This is a genomic window from Amycolatopsis endophytica, assembly GCF_013410405.1.
GTDB lineage: Bacteria > Actinomycetota > Actinomycetes > Mycobacteriales > Pseudonocardiaceae > Amycolatopsis_E > Amycolatopsis_E endophytica.
Genome location: NZ_JACCFK010000001.1, coordinates 3,521,821 through 3,535,853, shown reverse-complemented (window position 1 = coordinate 3,535,853; position 14,033 = coordinate 3,521,821). Strand labels below are relative to the sequence as shown.

The following is a 14,033-nucleotide window of genomic DNA, read 5'->3' as shown; positions in this document are numbered from 1 at the left end:
TCTCTACGGGTCCAGTACGTAGTACCCCTACGTTTAGCCGGAGGAGGAGAGATCATGTCCAAGCGCGTCATCCTGATCACCGGCTCGACCGACGGCGTTGGACGCGAACTGGCCGTGCGACTCGCCGCCCCCGCAACACATCTGCTCGTCCATGGCCGTGACGCGGAGCGCGGGGCCGCGGCGACTTCCAGCATCGAGCGCAGGCGGTTCAGCGTCCTTCGTTCGGGCCGACTTTGCGTCGTTGGCCGAAGTCCGCGCGTCGGCCGAGGGCGTCCTGCGCGAGCACGACCACATCGACGCTCTGGTCAACAACGCCGGAGTGTCGATCCCGAGCGGACCGCGCCGCGAGAGCCTGGACGGGTTCGAACTGCATCTCGCGGTCAACCATCCGGCACCGTTCCTGCTGACCCACCTGCCACTGCCCGTGCTCGGAACCGCGCGGCCTTCGCTCGTGGTGAACGTGGCCTCCGCGGGCCAGAGCTCCGTCGATTTCGAAGACCTGACCGCCAACTGCTTGCATCCGGGAACACACCTCGACACCACCATGGTGCGCGCCGCCGGCATCGCACCCGCCGGTACGGCGGAGGAAGGGGCCAATGCGGTGCATCGGCTTCTCTCCGCCGAGAGACTGGCGCACTCCACTGGCCGGTATTTCGACGGCGTGCGCGAGACGCGGATGCATCCGCAGGCCTACGACTTCGACGATCGGGCCCGGCTACGCGGCATCAGTGAGCAACTGACGGCGCTCGATCAGGGAGACTGAGCCACTCATGAGCGACTTGATACCACGATGGCGTTCGCGCTTAATCGCCATGAGAGCACCATTTTGTGGCCACTGAAACACGGAAAGGAACCAAGATGGCCAACTATCAGTTCACGGTCACCCACAAGATCATGGCAACGCCACAGCGGGTCTACGACGTATGGCTCTCGCCAGACGATCCGCGCGGCCCTTGGGTCGGCGACGGACAACGCGCGCTCGACGCGCGGGTGGGCGGCCGGTACAACTGGTTCGACCACAATTTCTCGGACCTGGGCGGGGGCGGCGGGGCGTGGGACCACTGGGGGGAGTTCACTCGCCTGGAACCTGGCAAGTTGATCGAATACACGTGGACGTCAGAGTGGACCGATTACTACGAGACCAAAATTCTCGTCGAGTTCGCGGTCGATTCCGATGACCCACGATTCTGCGCAATAACACTGACGCAGAGCAATCTGCCCGACAACTGGCACGGCCACGAGCACAGCAAGGCCTGGATGCGTATTCTTGGTGAGATGAGTGCCAGGTTCTGGGGTAACGCCGAACGAGTTTCGAGGGTGTAGAGCTCGACTCATGTGATGAGTGTGCGGAGTCGGCGTGCGGCCTGGCAGGCTTGCGCCGCCGCGGACCGCGGCGGGACTTGATCGCCGCGATCGCCATTACCAGCGGTGTGAGGGCGTGGAGGTCGTGGGTGTTGGCGGCAGAGACGCCGATCACGAGCGGGCTGGCAGCTTCACGATGACCGACCTGCTGCTCTTCGCCGCGGGCGGCAAACCGGAAAACCTCAACCCACTCGGCGACAAGTCCTGACCGCACGTCCCCCCCAAGCGGCATTGGTGGCGTCTGACGCTACCAATGCCACATCGGGAAGCGTCGGCTCGCGCGGGGGGCGGGTCAGCGTGGCGGGCGTTCGTCGGCGAGCGCGGCGACCGAATCGGTCAGCCCGAACCGGTCGCGGACCCGGCACAGGAAGTCCGGTTCCTCGAAACGGACCAGGCGCGCCCGGCGGGTCGCGGCCTGCACGGTGATCCAGTCGCCCGGCTCCAGCACGCCACGCAGCTGCCCGTCGACGCTGACCGCGGCCTCGCCGGAGTGCTCCAGCACCCGGATCCCGACCCGCTGCCGCGGCGCGAGCACGACGCTGCGGTTGAACACCATGTGCGGTGCGACCGGCGTGAACACCAGCGCGTCCAGGCCGGGCGAGACGATCGGACCGCCCGCGGAGAAACTGTAGGCGGTGGAACCGGTCGAGGACGCCACCACGAACGCGTCGGTGGAGTAGACGGCGAACTGCTTGCCGTCGACGTAGACCGCGAGGCTCGCCTGCCGGTCCCTGGCGAGCTTCTCGACCACGATGTCGTTGAGGCCCAGCACGTCGAGCTGGATGCCGTCACCGTTCACGAGGTCCTGCCGCGTGGGGGGCGGCGGCAGCACCGGGCCGCGCCCGTAACGCAGCATCGGCTCGATGCCCTTCGGGATGCTCAGCGGCCTCGACGCGCACATCGTCAGCGTCATCCGCGAGTCCACGTGGTAGGCACCGTCGTTGACCGCGTCCAGCGCGGTGATCACGTCCTCGGTCGCGACCTCGGTGAGGAACCCGACGCGCCCGACGTTGACGCCCAGCACCAGCGACTCCACCGGCGCCGCGACACGCACCCCGCGCAGGAACGTGCCGTCCCCGCCGACGGTGACGATCAGGTCCGGGTTGCCCGCGCGCTCGGCCTCCTCCTTGGCGTGCAGGCGGTGACCGTCGAAGTCGTCCCACACGTCGATGTCGGTGCACTGGACGCCCCGGCCTGCCGCCCACGCACGCACCTCACCTGCGGTGCGCCGCGCGGTCTCCTTCCCGCCGTGCACCACCAGACCGATCCGGGATACCGAAGCCATGACCCTCCTCGCTACGCCCTCCTTCGTACCAGGGCGGGGGCGGCCGCGTCAGGACGCGAGTGGCTCGGCACCCTCCGGAACGGTGACGACGGCGGGTTTGGACAACTCGGCGCAGCTCACCCGCAGTTCGGCCGGCCTCGGCGTGGCCCACGTGCCGAGCATCAGGAAAGTGACGGACTCGCCCGGACCGAGGTCGGTCACCTCGGGCAACCGTCGCGTGAGGGAACGGTCGTAGCCCTCGCCGAAACCGACGCGCACGCCCGTGGCTGGCACTCCGCCGCTGTTGACCAGGCGGTACCACTGCTGCGGCAGGGCGTCCAGGTCGAAGCGGGGCACCGGCCCGCCGCCACGCCCGCTACGCCGTCCGGCGGACCGGCGGCCCACCCAGAAGGCCGGCACCACGGCCACCACCAGTACCGCCAACTCGATCATCAAGCGCACATCCCGCTGATCGTCCGTCCGGGGCAATCCGCTACGTCCGGTGATCAACCTGTGATGCGCTTCCACCCTCTTCAACCCGTCGTCCACCAGGCATTCGGGCTGCGGCAACCTGGCGAACCTAGCGTGTGCGGGCTTCGTCCCCGAACCCCGAAAAGGTGACGCATGTCCGATCGCTCCCCCACGCGCCGTCAGGTCCTGATCGCCGGGTCCGCCACTCTCGGCGTGGCCGCCGTCTCCGGCTGGGGCACCGCCTCCGCCAGCCCCGTCCGCGAGCCCTTCACCCTGGGCGTGGCCTCGGGCGACCCGCTGCCCGACGGTGTCGTGTTGTGGACCCGCCTCGCGCCCGACCCGCTCGCCGCCGACGGGCTCGGCGGCATGCCGTCGCGGATCGTCCCGGTCGAATGGCAGGTCGCGACGGACGAGCGCTTCCGGCACGTGGTGCGCGCCGGCGCGGAGATCGCCCGGCCGGAGTCCGCGCACACCGTGCACGCCGAGGTGTCCGGGCTGCGTGCCGGCGCCGAGTACTTCTACCGCTTCCGCACCGGCAACCAGATCAGCCCGGTCGGCCGGACCAAGACCGCGCCGCGGCCGGGCGCGCGCCTGGACAGGTTCTCGTTCGCGTTCGCGAGCTGCCAGAACTACCCGGAGGGCTTCTACACCGCCCACCGCCACCTCGCGGAGGAGGACCTCGACCTGGTCGCGTTCCTCGGCGACTACATCTACGAGGGCGTGGGCACCAGCAAGATCGGCCGCAGCCACACCCCGGCCGCCGAGATCTTCACCCTCGCCGACTACCGCGTGCGGCTGGCCCAGTACAAGGGCGACGCCGACCTGCAGGCCGCGCATGCCGCGTTCCCGTGGGCCGTCGTGTTCGACGACCACGAGGTGGAGAACAACTGGGCGGGCGACATCTCCCAGCCCGACACCGAGCCCGACCAGGACCCGGCCGTGTTCCGGCAGCGCAGGGCGCAGGCGTTCCAGGCCTACTGGGAGCACATGCCGCTGCGCCGCGCCCAGCACCCGAGCGGCCCGGACATCCGCATCCACCGGCGGCTCACCTTCGGCGACCTGGTCGACCTGCACCTGCTCGACACCCGCCAGTACCGCGACGACCAGGTCGCGGGCGACGCGCGGCTGGACCCGTCGCGCACGATCCTGGGCGCCCGGCAGAAGGAATGGCTGCTGCGCAATCTCGCCGGGCGGACCGCCCGGTGGAACGTACTGGCGCAGCAGGTGTTCTTCGCGCAGCGCGACTTCACCTCCGGCACGGCCGACTCGTTCAGCGACGACGCGTGGGACAACTACTACGTCGAGCGGAACCTGGTGCGCGAACGGCTGGCGCGGGCGAGCAACCCGGTGGTCATCACCGGTGACGTGCACGCGAGCTACGTGGCGGACGTGAAGGCGGACTTCGAGGACCCGTCGTCGGCCACGGTGGCCACCGAACTGGTCGGCACGTCCATCACCTCGGGCGGCGACGGCACCGACCAGAACGCCGGTGACGCGGTGCAGCTGGCGGAGAACCCGCACATCAAGTTCATCAACCGCAAGCGCGGCTACGTGCGCAACACCATCACACGGGACTCGTGGACGGCCGACTACCGGATCGTCGACTACGTGACGCGGACCGGCGCGCCGATCCAGGACCGCGCGCGGTTCGTGATCGAGGACGGCCGCGCGGGGGCGCAGCAGGCGTGACGCGGGCCCCTCACCCGCCGTGCTCGGTCAGGCGGCGGGTGAGGAGGGGGCGAGCACACCTCAGCCGAGTTCCCACCACCGGACCGCCCCGTCGTGCCCCGCCGCGACGAGGGTGCGGCCGTCCGGGCTGAACGCGAGCTGCGTGACGTGCTCCTCGGGTCCGAACAGCGTGGCCCGGTGCCGCCCGCTGGCCGGATCCCACAGCCGCACCGCACGCTCACTCGACGTGGCGAGCGTCGTGCCGTCCGGGCTGAACGCCAGTGCGGTCACGTAACTCGCCCGGGGTTCGAGGGTCAGGACGGGATCGCGCCACAACCGGATCGTGCTGTCCACGCTGCCGCTGGCCAGCGTCCCGTCCGGCGAGTAGGCGAGCACCTCGATGCCGCCGCCGTGACCGGTGAACGTCGTCGAAGCACCGGTGGCCAGGTCGATCAGCTGCCCGCTGCCGTCGAGACCTCCGCTGGTCGCCAGGGTGCGCCCGTCCGGTGCGAAGGCGAGCGCGTGGCCGTACCCGTCCGGCCGGACGGACAGCACCGTGGCGGTGCCGGCCAGGTTCCAGGCGCGGACCGTGGGACGCATCAGCGGCGGCCCGTTCCGTCCAGGCGCTCGGCGTAGCTCGCGGCGAGCATGCCGCCGTCCGGGCTGAACGCCAGCTTCTGCACGGGCGCGTCCGGTCCGGCCAGCGTGGTGACCTCGTCCGTGCCCAGCCGCCACAGCGCGACGGTGCCGGACCAGTCGCCGATCGCGAGAGTCGTGCCGTCCGGGTTGAACGCCACCGAAAGCACGTGCGCGTCGGCGGTGTAGACGAGTCCCGGTTCTCCGGTCCCGGCGTCCCACAGGCGTGCCGTGGCGTCCCCGCCCGTGGCGAAGAGGTGTCCGTCGGGGTGGAAAGCGACCGCGTTCACCGGGCTGGTGTGCCCGATCAGGGTCCTGTCGGCGGTGCGGGTCTCGACCGGTGCGGTGATGCGTGATCTCGTCACGATGTCCTCGTTTCCCCAGGAGCCGGTTCTCCCAATCTAGTCCGGAAAACCCTTTGACGGGGCCGCGTTCACCGGGGACCCTGACCGGTACCGGATCCTGACGCGTCGCCCGCCCGTTCCGGTGCGCCCGGCTCCACACCGGATGCACGGTGCGGTTCGCTGGGCGTGCGTTCGCGGGCCCGCCTACCGAGCGGGCCGTCCCCGGCCGGCGCGGACCGATGCCGCGCCGGCCGGGGCCACGGCTTTCAGCGTGCGCAGGATCGGCGTCGTCTCCAGGTGGGTGATCGCGGGCAGCGCGAGCCGCGTCGTCAGGTACCGGTGCAGGGCTTCGGTGTCCGCGCACAACGCGTTCGCCAGCAGGTTGGTGCGGCCCGTCGTGGCGGCGACCACCGCGAGTTCCGCGTGCCCGGCCAGTTCCGCCGCCACCACGTCCAGCTGAGCGGGCGGCACGGACATCCACAGCAGCGCCGAAGCCGTGACGCCGAGCCGCGAGTCGTCGACCTCGACGTCGAAGAACAACGCGCCGCGGGTCCGCAGGTGCTCGATCCGCCGAGCCACCGTCGACGCCGACCACCCCGTCACCGCGGCGAGGGCGGCGTAGCCGACGCGGCCGTCCTGGGCCAGCGCGGCCAGCAGGGCCCGATCGGCGTCACCGAGATCCACTGGTTCACCCGATCCCGTCGGACGGGCCAGTTCCTGTTGTTGCGCAAGGGAAAGTGCGTCGACGTGGCCGCGCCAGGCCGTCGGGCCACCGAGGTAGGTGTGCAGCATGTAGTGCGCCGACACCGAGGTCACGCTCGACGTGCGCGGAACGTCGCGTAGCAGCAACGAGTTTCCCGCACCCGGTTCGGACCGCACGATCGCCACGATTTCCGTTCCCCCGGAGGTGAGCCGCACCCACGCGGTGTCCGCCCGGCGCGCGAGGGCGTGCGCGATGTCGTGCGCCGGGCCCGGCGTCGCGGTCAGCCGGACGATCCACTGCTGCTGCCGTGTCCCGGCCGCGTCGGGTAACCCGGTGACACGCAACCCGGCGTCCCGGACGAGCCGCTGGTAGCGCCTGGTCACGGTCTGCGTCGAGGTGCCGAGCACGTCCGCGATCTCCGTGAAGGGCGCCCGCGCGTCGAGGTGCAACGCGTGGAGCAGCCCGCGATCGAGGTCGTCCAGCGCGGTCATATCCATCACAGTAGCGCCCTAATACGAGAAGATCCGTCAGATCTCACGGCACGAGTGGAACCGGGTGGATGCGCTCCCCACGCTGTCGCTCCATGCGATACCGAACAGCGGCGCTGACCGCGCTCCTCACCGCCGAAGCGATGAACCTGCTCGACTCGACGATCGTCCAGGTCGCCGCACCGGCCGTGCACGCGGACCTGCCCGGCCCGGTGTCGGACGTCCAGTGGTTCAGCGCCGCCTACACGTTGCCGTTCGCGGTGCTGCTGATCACCGGGGGGCCGCCTCGGGGACCTCGCCGGGCGGCGCCGCGTGTTCCGGCTCGGCGTGGGCGCGTTCGTGCTCTCCTCGCTCGCCTGCGCGCTCGCGCCCACCGCCGTCCTGCAGGGCGCCGCGGCCGCCGTGATCATCCCGCAGACCATCGGCCTGATCCGCGCGATGTTCACCGGCCCGGCGCTGTCGCGGGCGCTGGGCGCGATCGGACCGGTCATGGGCTTGGCCGCCGTATGCGGCCCGGTGCTCGGCGGCGTGCTCACCCAGACCTGGTCCTGGCGTTCCGCGTTCCTGATCAACGTGCCGCTCGGCGTCGCGGTACTGGCGCTCACCCGTCACCTGCCGGAGGACCGGGCGCCCGGCCGCCCGCGGCTGGACCTCATCGGGACCGCGCTGGCGATCGCCGGATCCGGCCTGCTCATCGGACCGCTCATCGCGGGTGGGACGACGATGTCCACACGCGACGGGCTGGTCTGCGCCGCCGGGGTCGTCGTGCTCACTGTCTTCGCCGTGCACCAGCGCCGCAGCTCGCACCCGTTGGTCGAACGCTCGCTGTTCGGCGGCCCGCGGTTTCCCGCCGCACTGGTGAACTCGCTGTTGTTCTTCACCGTGACCTCCGGGGTGACCCTCGTGGTGGTCCTGCACGAGCAACTGGAAGCCGGTGCGGACGCCCGCTCAGCCGGGCTGACGCTCGTGCCGTGGGCGGCGGGGCTCGGCGTCGCGTCCCGGGTGTCGGGGTCGTTCCTGGTGCGCCGCTTCGGAACCGCGGTGATGCCCGCGGGGATCGTCGTGCTCGCCGCGGGTCTGCTCGTCGCGGGCCACACCGCGGACCGCGTCGTATTCCTCGGCGCCCTCGCGGTGATCGGGATCGGCGCCGGAATGTTCAGCCCGGCCTTCTTCACCTCCGCCCTGCACACCGTGGAACCGGCGGAAGTCGGCTCCGCGGCCGGCCTGCTCAACGCCGTGCAGCAACTGGGCGCCACGTTCGGTGTCGCGGTACTGGGCGGCGTGTGCCTCACGGGTGGTGCGACCGCCGCCTACCGCCTCGCCGTCGTGGTGGTGATCGGCGTCGTCCCGGCCACCGTGGTGATGACGAAAAAACGGAACTCCCGCGTCTTCCCGGACGGGGGTTATCGTGATTCGTGACCATTCCGCGATTCCGGCCGCGGACGTTGCGGTGGCGGGTCATCCTTCTCGTCGGCGGGTTTCTCCTGCTGCTCCTGACGACGGCGACCGTCGCCACCGTGGCGCGGTTCCACGTCAGCGACGTGGGTTCCCGGGTGCGGGAGGTACTCCGGCCGGCGCAGATCGCGACGGCCGGCCTCGGCCGTGCGTACGTCGACATGGAAACGGGTGAGCGCGGTTTTCAGCTCACCCGCGATCCGGAATTCCTGAAACCCTACGATTCCGGCCGGGAAGCGGCGGCAGCGGCACGCGACCGTCTCGGGCAGTTGCTCGGCGACGACCCCGGATCCGTCGCCATCCTCGCCGACATCGACGCCGCGGGCGAAGCCTGGCGCACCCGGGTCGCCGAGCCAGGGATCGCACTGGCCGGCCGCGGCGGCGCGGTCACCAACGAGCCCAGCACCGCGTTGTTCGACACCCTGCGCACCCGACTGGGCTCGCTGGAAAACCATGTCAACGCCCTGGTCGCAGCCGGGCTCGCCTCGTCCAGCGGCGCGAGCACCACGGCCAACGTGACGACCGCGGTGTGCGTGGGCCTCGCCCTCGTGCTGGGCCTCGTGGCGGCGTTCCTGGTGCGACGGTCACTGGTCGTGCCGCTGGACCGGCTCGTTTCGCAGGTGCGCGAGGTTTCCGGCGGCGAACTGCACCGCGAGGTCGAGGCCAGCGGCCCCGGCGAACTGGCCGAGCTCGGTACAGCGGTCGAGGCGATGCGGGTGCGGATCCTGTCGGAGACCGAGCAGGTCGCCGCGTCGGCCCACCGCATCGCCAGGCTGGAGGAGACCGACCGGATCGCGCGCAGCCTCGGCGACACCGCGATCCGGCGGCTCTACGGCATCACGCTCGACCTGCAGTCCGCGGCCGCCCGCTTCCCCCGGTCCGGGCCCGTGATGGCGACCGCGATCACCGGCATCGACCGCACCATCTCCGCGTTGCGAACCTCGGTGTACGGGTCGGCACCGGCCGGGACGCCCGCCACGCTGCGGGCGCAGGTCAGCGAGGTGGTCGGGGAGCTGGAGACGACCAGGGGCGCGGCGCCCGGCCTGCTGTTCACGGGCCACCTCAGCGCCGAACCACCCGTGGACGTCGTGGCCGAGCTGGTCCAGGTGCTGCGCGAACTGCTCCACGCCGCGACGGTCCCTGGGGGCGGCGCGGAGGAGGCGGAGCTCGCGCTCGCCGACGCGGCGATCACCTTGCGCGTCGTCGCGGCCGGACGGCCCGGCGTGCGGGAGGCGCTGGCCGGGGTGCGCGAGGGCGTGGTGGTCCGTGTCGGCCCGGACCGCGTCACGGCCGAATGGCGCCGTCCGCTACCGGGTTCGGGACCACCGGGTAAGCCGGTTCACCCATCTCCGCCAGCGCCGCCCGACGCCCCTCGGCGGTGAGGTGATCGAGGTAGAGGCGGCCGTTGAGGTGGTCGGTCTCGTGCTGGAAGCAGCGGGCGAGCAGGTCACGGCCGGGGATGGCGACCGGGTGGCCCGCCAGGTCGAAGCCGCGGACCGTGACGCGCGCGGCCCGCGGCACGACCGCCCGTGCCCCGGGCACCGACAGGCATCCCTCGGGGTGGGCGCCGGTCTCGTCGCCGCTGACCTCGACGACCGGGTTGACCACGTGCCCGGCGTGCCACAGCTCGTCCCCGGCGCGCTCGTAGCTCTCGGGGCAAAGGTAGACGAACACGCGCAGCGGCACCCCGACCTGGTTGGCCGCGAGACCGACACCGCGGGCGGTGCGCATGCTGACGAACAGGTCGGACACCAGCCGGCCCAGCTCGTCGCCGAATTCGGTCACGTCGGCGCACGGCTCGTGCAACACGGGGTTGCCCACCACGGTGACCGGCCGTGACTCGCCTCGCGCGTAGTGCGCGTCCAGGTCACCGCCGGTGGCGACGTCGTAGTGGATCTCGATCTCGGACATGCGACGAGTAAACCAACCGCGGCCTGCCCAGGTGGGGATCGGTACCGGCCGGGCGGACGCGTTTGCCCCCACTCGGGCCGGGTATGCGGGGAGAGCCCAGTTCGACGTGGACCGGAGGCAAGCAGAAGATGACCAAGGCTCGCGAAATCATGACGCCCGACGCGCGGTGCGTGCAGTCCAGTGAGACCGTGCTCGACGCCGCGAAGCGGATGGCGGAACTGCAGGTGGGGGCGCTGCCCATCTGCGGTGAGGACAACCGGTTGAAGGGGATGCTGACCGACCGGGACATCGTGGTGAAGGTGCTGGCGGAGGGCAAGGACCCCCGCGCGGTGAACGCCGGTGAACTGGCCCAGGGCGAGGCCGTCACGATCGGCGCGGACGACGACGCCGAGGAGATCCTGGCCACGATGACGAACCACAAGGTCCGGCGGCTGCCGGTGATCGACGGTCACGACCTGGTCGGGATCGTCGCCCAGGCGGATGTCGCCCGTGCCCTCAAGGACCCCAAGGTGGGCGACCTGGTGCAGGCCCTCTCGACCGACTGAGGTTCCGTTCGCAGCGCTGCATTCCGTGCTCCGGCCGGGTGATTCGCGACGTCCGACACGATCGGGTGGCGTTTTCCCGCTGGAGCACGGTTTTCTGTCGGTGGTGGCTCGTACGGTGACGCCATGAAGACGAAAGCCATCACCACGATCGCCCGTTGTCTCAAGTGGACACTTCGGCTGGTGCGGTTCGCCCGCACGGCGCGGTCCCGCCCGCACGGTGAACCGTGGGCTCCTTCGCGCCACCCGTCACCATCGGCTCCCGGCGCGGACCACTCCGGCGCGGCTGCGCCCCGTTCGCGACGGCGCGCGGACGGCCACGCGAGACGACGGCGATATCTGCCGCACGATCGTCCGCGGCGCCTCCCACATCGTCTTCCGCGGTGTCTTCCGGGCGCCGTCGCGGGGAGCGAGCACCGGTCAGTCCGCGTCCTCCAGGCGGAAGCCCACCTTCATGCCGACCTGGAAGTGCCCGACGGTGCCGTTTTCGATGTGGCCGCGGACTTCGGTCACCTCGAACCAGTCGAGTTCCCGCAACGTCCGCGCGGCGCGCTCGATCCCCCCGCGGATCGCCGCGTCGAGGCTTTCGCTCGACGAGCCGACGATTTCGGTGACGCGATACGTGTGCCCTGCCATGTCAGGCCTCCTTGCCCTCGGCGGTACCGGCCCCGGCATTGTCACCCGGCACGGCCACCTCCGCATCACACCGGTGCCGACGGCCGGTACGACCACATGCCAGGATCGGGGGTATGACACCTGAGGAGCTGTTGACCACCACCCGCAGCGTCCGGAAACGGCTGGACCTGTCCCGTCCCGTGCCGAACGAGCTGATCGAGCAGGCGATCACCCTCGCGTTGCAGGCGCCGACCGGCTCGAACCGGCAGGACTGGCACTGGATCGTCGTCACCGACGCCGGTCAGCGGGCCAAGCTCGCCGAGCTGTACGCGAAGTCCTACAACGCCTACCGGAGCATGGGCCCTGCTCCGGAGGAGCGCTACGCCGATGACCAGGACCGCGCCGCCACCCAGCGACGCGTCGTGAGCAGCTCCGACTACCTGGCCGAGCACATGGCCGAGGTTCCGGTGCTGCTGGTCCCGGCGATCCACGTTCCGGGCGGGAAGCTGCCCGAGGGCAACCAGGCCGGCTTGTGGGGTTCGATCCTGCCCGCGGTGTGGAGCTACATGCTCGCCGCCCGCAACCTGGGCCTCGGCACGGCGTGGACGTCTCTGCACCTGACCTACGAGCGGGAAGCGGCGGAGATCCTCGGCATTCCGGACCACGTCCGCCAGGCCGCGCTGATCCCGACCGCCTTCTACACGGGCGAGACGTTCAAGCCGGCGAAGCGGCAGCCGTTGCCGGAGATCCTCCACCACGACCGCTGGTGACCGGGTGCCCAGGAAAAGCGCGGCGTTCCTGCTCTACCGGCTGACCGGCGACGGGCGGCTGGAGGTGCTGATCGCCCACATGGGCGGGCCGTTCTGGGCGCGCAAGAACGAGCGGGCCTGGTCGATCCCGAAGGGCGAGTACACCGACGAGGACCCGCTGCCCGCCGCGCGGCGCGAGTTCGCCGAGGAGGTCGGTGAACCCGTGCTGACGGGCGAGATCCTCGATCTGGGCGAGGTCCGCCAGTCGAGCGGCAAGGTCATCACGACCTTCGCCGCCGAGGGCGACTTCGACCCGGCCGGTTTCGCGAGCAACACGTTCGAGATGGAGTGGCCCAAGGGTTCCGGCCGGGTGCAGGAGTTCCCCGAAGTCGACCGCATCGCCTGGACCGGCCCCGACCGCGCGGCCGAGCTGCTCGTCAAGGGACAGGTGCCCATCGTGGACCGCCTGCGGGAAACTCTGGTGGCGCAAGAAATCCTGACCACCTGACGGCGCACGACCACCGCCGGGCCAAAGCGCACCGTCGTGCCGTCAGCAACCATCACCATCGCTCAGCGGCACGCTCACACAGGGGAGGTTGCCTGGGACAGCGCACCACCGTCGCGCAGTGCCGCAAGCAGGACACGGTGCCGCAAGCAGGACACGGTGCCGCAAGCAGGACACGGTGCCGCCAGCACGGCGCCGTGACGCACCGGCCGTGCGGCGGCTCGTTCGACCGGCGCGTACAGCGCGGCGCGACGGCGCGTACAGCACCGCGCGGCGGCGCGGGCGTCGTCGCGCGGGCACGGCGCGGGCGTCGTCGCGCGGGCACGGCGCGCGACCGGGGCGAGCGCTCCCGACCCCAGCTCACGGGCCCAAGACAGCCCGCGCAACCGCCACCGCGCCCACCGTGGGGTCACGCGCCGAAGCGTGACCCCACCACCGCACAACGCGTTCAGGCGAGCGACACCGCCACCTGCTCCAGCTTGTCCAGCGACTCCTGCATGCCACCCTCCATGCCGGACTCGACGTGGCCGTCGCGGGTTTTCTGGTCCGGGTACTCCGCCAGCACTGTCAGTGTGGTGCGGCCCGCGTGCTCCGTCAGGGTCAGCGTGTTCACCGAATGGGCGTCCGGCAGGCCCTCGAAGGCCTCCGTGGACACGATGCGCTCGTTTTCGACGATCTCGCGGTACTCACCGTGGAAGGCGACCTCGAAACCGCCGTTCGCGGACATCACGTTGCGCCATCTCCCGCCGACCCGGAGGTCGATCTCCACCGAGGTGACCTCGCCGCGCTCGCCCGCCCACCAGCGCTTCACCAGCTCCGGCGTCGTCCACGCCTTCCACACCAGGCGCGCGGGTGCGTCGAACTCCCGCGTGACCAGGATCTGGTTGTCCGCCGGGAAGGTCACCACTGCCGTGCCACTACTCGTCACCGTGCTCATCTCCGTCCTCCATCTCCTTGAGTTCTTCCAGCACCACGTCGATGCGGTCGAAGCGCTCGGACCACAACCGCCGGTAACCGCTGACCCAGTCGTGGATGTCTTTCAGGGGCTGGGCGTTCAGCCGGTACACCCGCTGCCGCCCCGAGTCGCGCACCTCGACCAGCCCCACCTCCCGCAGGACCCGCAGGTGCTTCGACACCAGCGGCTGAGCCAGCCCGAGCACCGCGACCAGATCGTTCACCGGCTTCTCCCCGCCGGCCAGGAGATCGAGGATCTCCCGGCGCCGCGGCTCGGCCACCGCGTTGAACGCGTCCGCTGTCGTCGCTGCCCTTGCCATACCCCCATCGTATACCCATATGGGAATACGTCAACCCCTCTACCCT

At 70.8% G+C, this 14,033-nt stretch carries 19 protein-coding genes and 1 pseudogene; 9 read left to right on the top strand and 11 right to left on the bottom strand.

All coding sequences use genetic code 11. The annotated features are described in order from the left end of the window. Positions 1 to 151 precede the first annotated feature (151 nt). Complete coding sequence (locus tag HNR02_RS17490; protein ID WP_218902925.1) at positions 152 to 763, top strand: SDR family NAD(P)-dependent oxidoreductase; 612 nt, start codon at positions 152 to 154, stop codon at positions 761 to 763. A gap of 95 nt (positions 764 to 858) precedes the next feature. Further along, on the top strand, positions 859 to 1,323 hold the full coding sequence (locus tag HNR02_RS17485) for an SRPBCC family protein (protein WP_179774217.1): 465 nt from the start codon (positions 859 to 861) through the stop codon (positions 1,321 to 1,323). 7 nt (positions 1,324 to 1,330) lie between these two features. On the opposite strand, the pseudogene HNR02_RS35495 reads toward HNR02_RS17485, so the two are convergent. After that, positions 1,331 to 1,483: pseudogene (locus HNR02_RS35495) on the bottom strand (IS5/IS1182 family transposase); the annotation flags it as partial. Here HNR02_RS35495 and HNR02_RS36140 point away from each other — a divergent pair. Next, positions 1,439 to 1,570, top strand: a complete 132-nt coding sequence (locus tag HNR02_RS36140; RefSeq protein ID WP_281377240.1) for a hypothetical protein — start codon at positions 1,439 to 1,441, stop codon at positions 1,568 to 1,570. The pseudogene HNR02_RS35495 and the gene HNR02_RS36140 overlap by 45 nt on opposite strands. A gap of 84 nt (positions 1,571 to 1,654) precedes the next feature. On the opposite strand, the gene HNR02_RS17480 is transcribed toward HNR02_RS36140, so the two are convergent. Together HNR02_RS17480 and HNR02_RS17475 are read right to left on the bottom strand one after the other, a co-directional pair. After that, positions 1,655 to 2,647: an NAD(+)/NADH kinase gene (locus tag HNR02_RS17480; protein ID WP_179774216.1), complete on the bottom strand. Its 993-nt coding sequence runs from the start codon at positions 2,645 to 2,647 to the stop codon at positions 1,655 to 1,657. A gap of 48 nt (positions 2,648 to 2,695) precedes the next feature. Then, positions 2,696 to 3,079, bottom strand: a complete 384-nt coding sequence (locus HNR02_RS17475) for a hypothetical protein (RefSeq protein WP_179774215.1) — start codon at positions 3,077 to 3,079, stop codon at positions 2,696 to 2,698. 171 nt (positions 3,080 to 3,250) lie between these two features. Between HNR02_RS17475 and HNR02_RS17470 the strand changes: the two genes are divergently transcribed. After that, positions 3,251 to 4,786 (top strand): alkaline phosphatase D family protein, encoded by a 1,536-nt coding sequence (locus HNR02_RS17470; protein ID WP_179774214.1) that lies wholly within the window; start codon positions 3,251 to 3,253, stop codon positions 4,784 to 4,786. A 60-nt stretch (positions 4,787 to 4,846) separates the two neighbouring features. On the opposite strand, the gene HNR02_RS17465 is transcribed toward HNR02_RS17470, so the two are convergent. From HNR02_RS17465 to HNR02_RS17455, 3 genes are all read right to left on the bottom strand, one after another. Beyond that, complete coding sequence (locus tag HNR02_RS17465; protein WP_179774213.1) at positions 4,847 to 5,365, bottom strand: WD40 repeat domain-containing protein; 519 nt, start codon at positions 5,363 to 5,365, stop codon at positions 4,847 to 4,849. Beyond that, entirely contained in the window at positions 5,365 to 5,766 is a 402-nt protein-coding gene (locus tag HNR02_RS17460; RefSeq protein WP_179774212.1) for a WD40 repeat domain-containing protein, read from the bottom strand. Before HNR02_RS17460 ends, HNR02_RS17465 begins: the two co-directional genes overlap by 1 nt. Positions 5,767 to 5,949: 183 nt before the next feature. Next, a complete protein-coding gene (locus HNR02_RS17455) occupies positions 5,950 to 6,939 on the bottom strand; it encodes an Lrp/AsnC family transcriptional regulator (RefSeq protein WP_179774211.1) in 990 nt (329 codons plus the stop codon). 309 nt (positions 6,940 to 7,248) lie between these two features. On the opposite strand from HNR02_RS17455, the gene HNR02_RS17450 reads away from it, so the two are divergent. Both HNR02_RS17450 and HNR02_RS17445 read left to right on the top strand, forming a co-directional pair. Beyond that, positions 7,249 to 8,355, top strand: coding sequence for an MFS transporter (locus tag HNR02_RS17450; protein WP_312861041.1), 1,107 nt, complete (start codon positions 7,249 to 7,251; stop codon positions 8,353 to 8,355). Further along, complete coding sequence (locus HNR02_RS17445; RefSeq protein WP_312861040.1) at positions 8,352 to 9,773, top strand: CHASE3 domain-containing protein; 1,422 nt, start codon at positions 8,352 to 8,354, stop codon at positions 9,771 to 9,773. Before HNR02_RS17450 ends, HNR02_RS17445 begins: the two co-directional genes overlap by 4 nt. Here HNR02_RS17445 and def read toward each other — a convergent pair. After that, positions 9,676 to 10,302: a peptide deformylase gene (gene def, locus HNR02_RS17440; protein WP_179774210.1), complete on the bottom strand. Its 627-nt coding sequence runs from the start codon at positions 10,300 to 10,302 to the stop codon at positions 9,676 to 9,678. The two genes, HNR02_RS17445 and def, sit on opposite strands and share 98 nt — an antisense overlap. Positions 10,303 to 10,430: 128 nt before the next feature. Here def and HNR02_RS17435 point away from each other — a divergent pair, with 128 nt between their 5' ends. Next, positions 10,431 to 10,847: a CBS domain-containing protein gene (locus HNR02_RS17435; RefSeq protein ID WP_179774209.1), complete on the top strand. Its 417-nt coding sequence runs from the start codon at positions 10,431 to 10,433 to the stop codon at positions 10,845 to 10,847. Positions 10,848 to 11,264: 417 nt separating this feature from the next. Here HNR02_RS17435 and HNR02_RS17430 read toward each other — a convergent pair whose 3' ends face one another. Then, positions 11,265 to 11,480: a dodecin gene (locus tag HNR02_RS17430; protein ID WP_179774208.1), complete on the bottom strand. Its 216-nt coding sequence runs from the start codon at positions 11,478 to 11,480 to the stop codon at positions 11,265 to 11,267. Positions 11,481 to 11,593: 113 nt separating this feature from the next. On the opposite strand from HNR02_RS17430, the gene HNR02_RS17425 reads away from it, so the two are divergent. Together HNR02_RS17425 and HNR02_RS17420 are read left to right on the top strand one after the other, a co-directional pair. After that, positions 11,594 to 12,229: a nitroreductase family protein gene (locus HNR02_RS17425; RefSeq protein ID WP_179774207.1), complete on the top strand. Its 636-nt coding sequence runs from the start codon at positions 11,594 to 11,596 to the stop codon at positions 12,227 to 12,229. 4 nt (positions 12,230 to 12,233) lie between these two features. After that, on the top strand, positions 12,234 to 12,716 hold the full coding sequence (locus tag HNR02_RS17420) for an NUDIX hydrolase (protein ID WP_179774206.1): 483 nt from the start codon (positions 12,234 to 12,236) through the stop codon (positions 12,714 to 12,716). A 74-nt stretch (positions 12,717 to 12,790) separates the two neighbouring features. Here HNR02_RS17420 and HNR02_RS17415 read toward each other — a convergent pair whose 3' ends face one another. Genes HNR02_RS17415 through HNR02_RS17405 form a run of 3 tightly spaced genes read right to left on the bottom strand, consistent with a single transcriptional unit; the run spans position 12,791 to position 13,987 of the window. After that, positions 12,791 to 13,126 (bottom strand): hypothetical protein, encoded by a 336-nt coding sequence (locus HNR02_RS17415; protein ID WP_179774205.1) that lies wholly within the window; start codon positions 13,124 to 13,126, stop codon positions 12,791 to 12,793. Positions 13,127 to 13,161: 35 nt separating this feature from the next. Continuing rightward, positions 13,162 to 13,650: an SRPBCC family protein gene (locus HNR02_RS17410; protein ID WP_179774204.1), complete on the bottom strand. Its 489-nt coding sequence runs from the start codon at positions 13,648 to 13,650 to the stop codon at positions 13,162 to 13,164. Further along, positions 13,631 to 13,987 carry an ArsR/SmtB family transcription factor gene (locus tag HNR02_RS17405; RefSeq protein WP_179774203.1) on the bottom strand — a complete coding sequence of 119 codons (357 nt, stop codon included), beginning with the start codon at positions 13,985 to 13,987 and terminating at the stop codon, positions 13,631 to 13,633. The genes HNR02_RS17410 and HNR02_RS17405 overlap by 20 nt, the downstream gene beginning before the upstream one ends. Between the last annotated feature and the right edge of the window lie 46 nt (positions 13,988 to 14,033).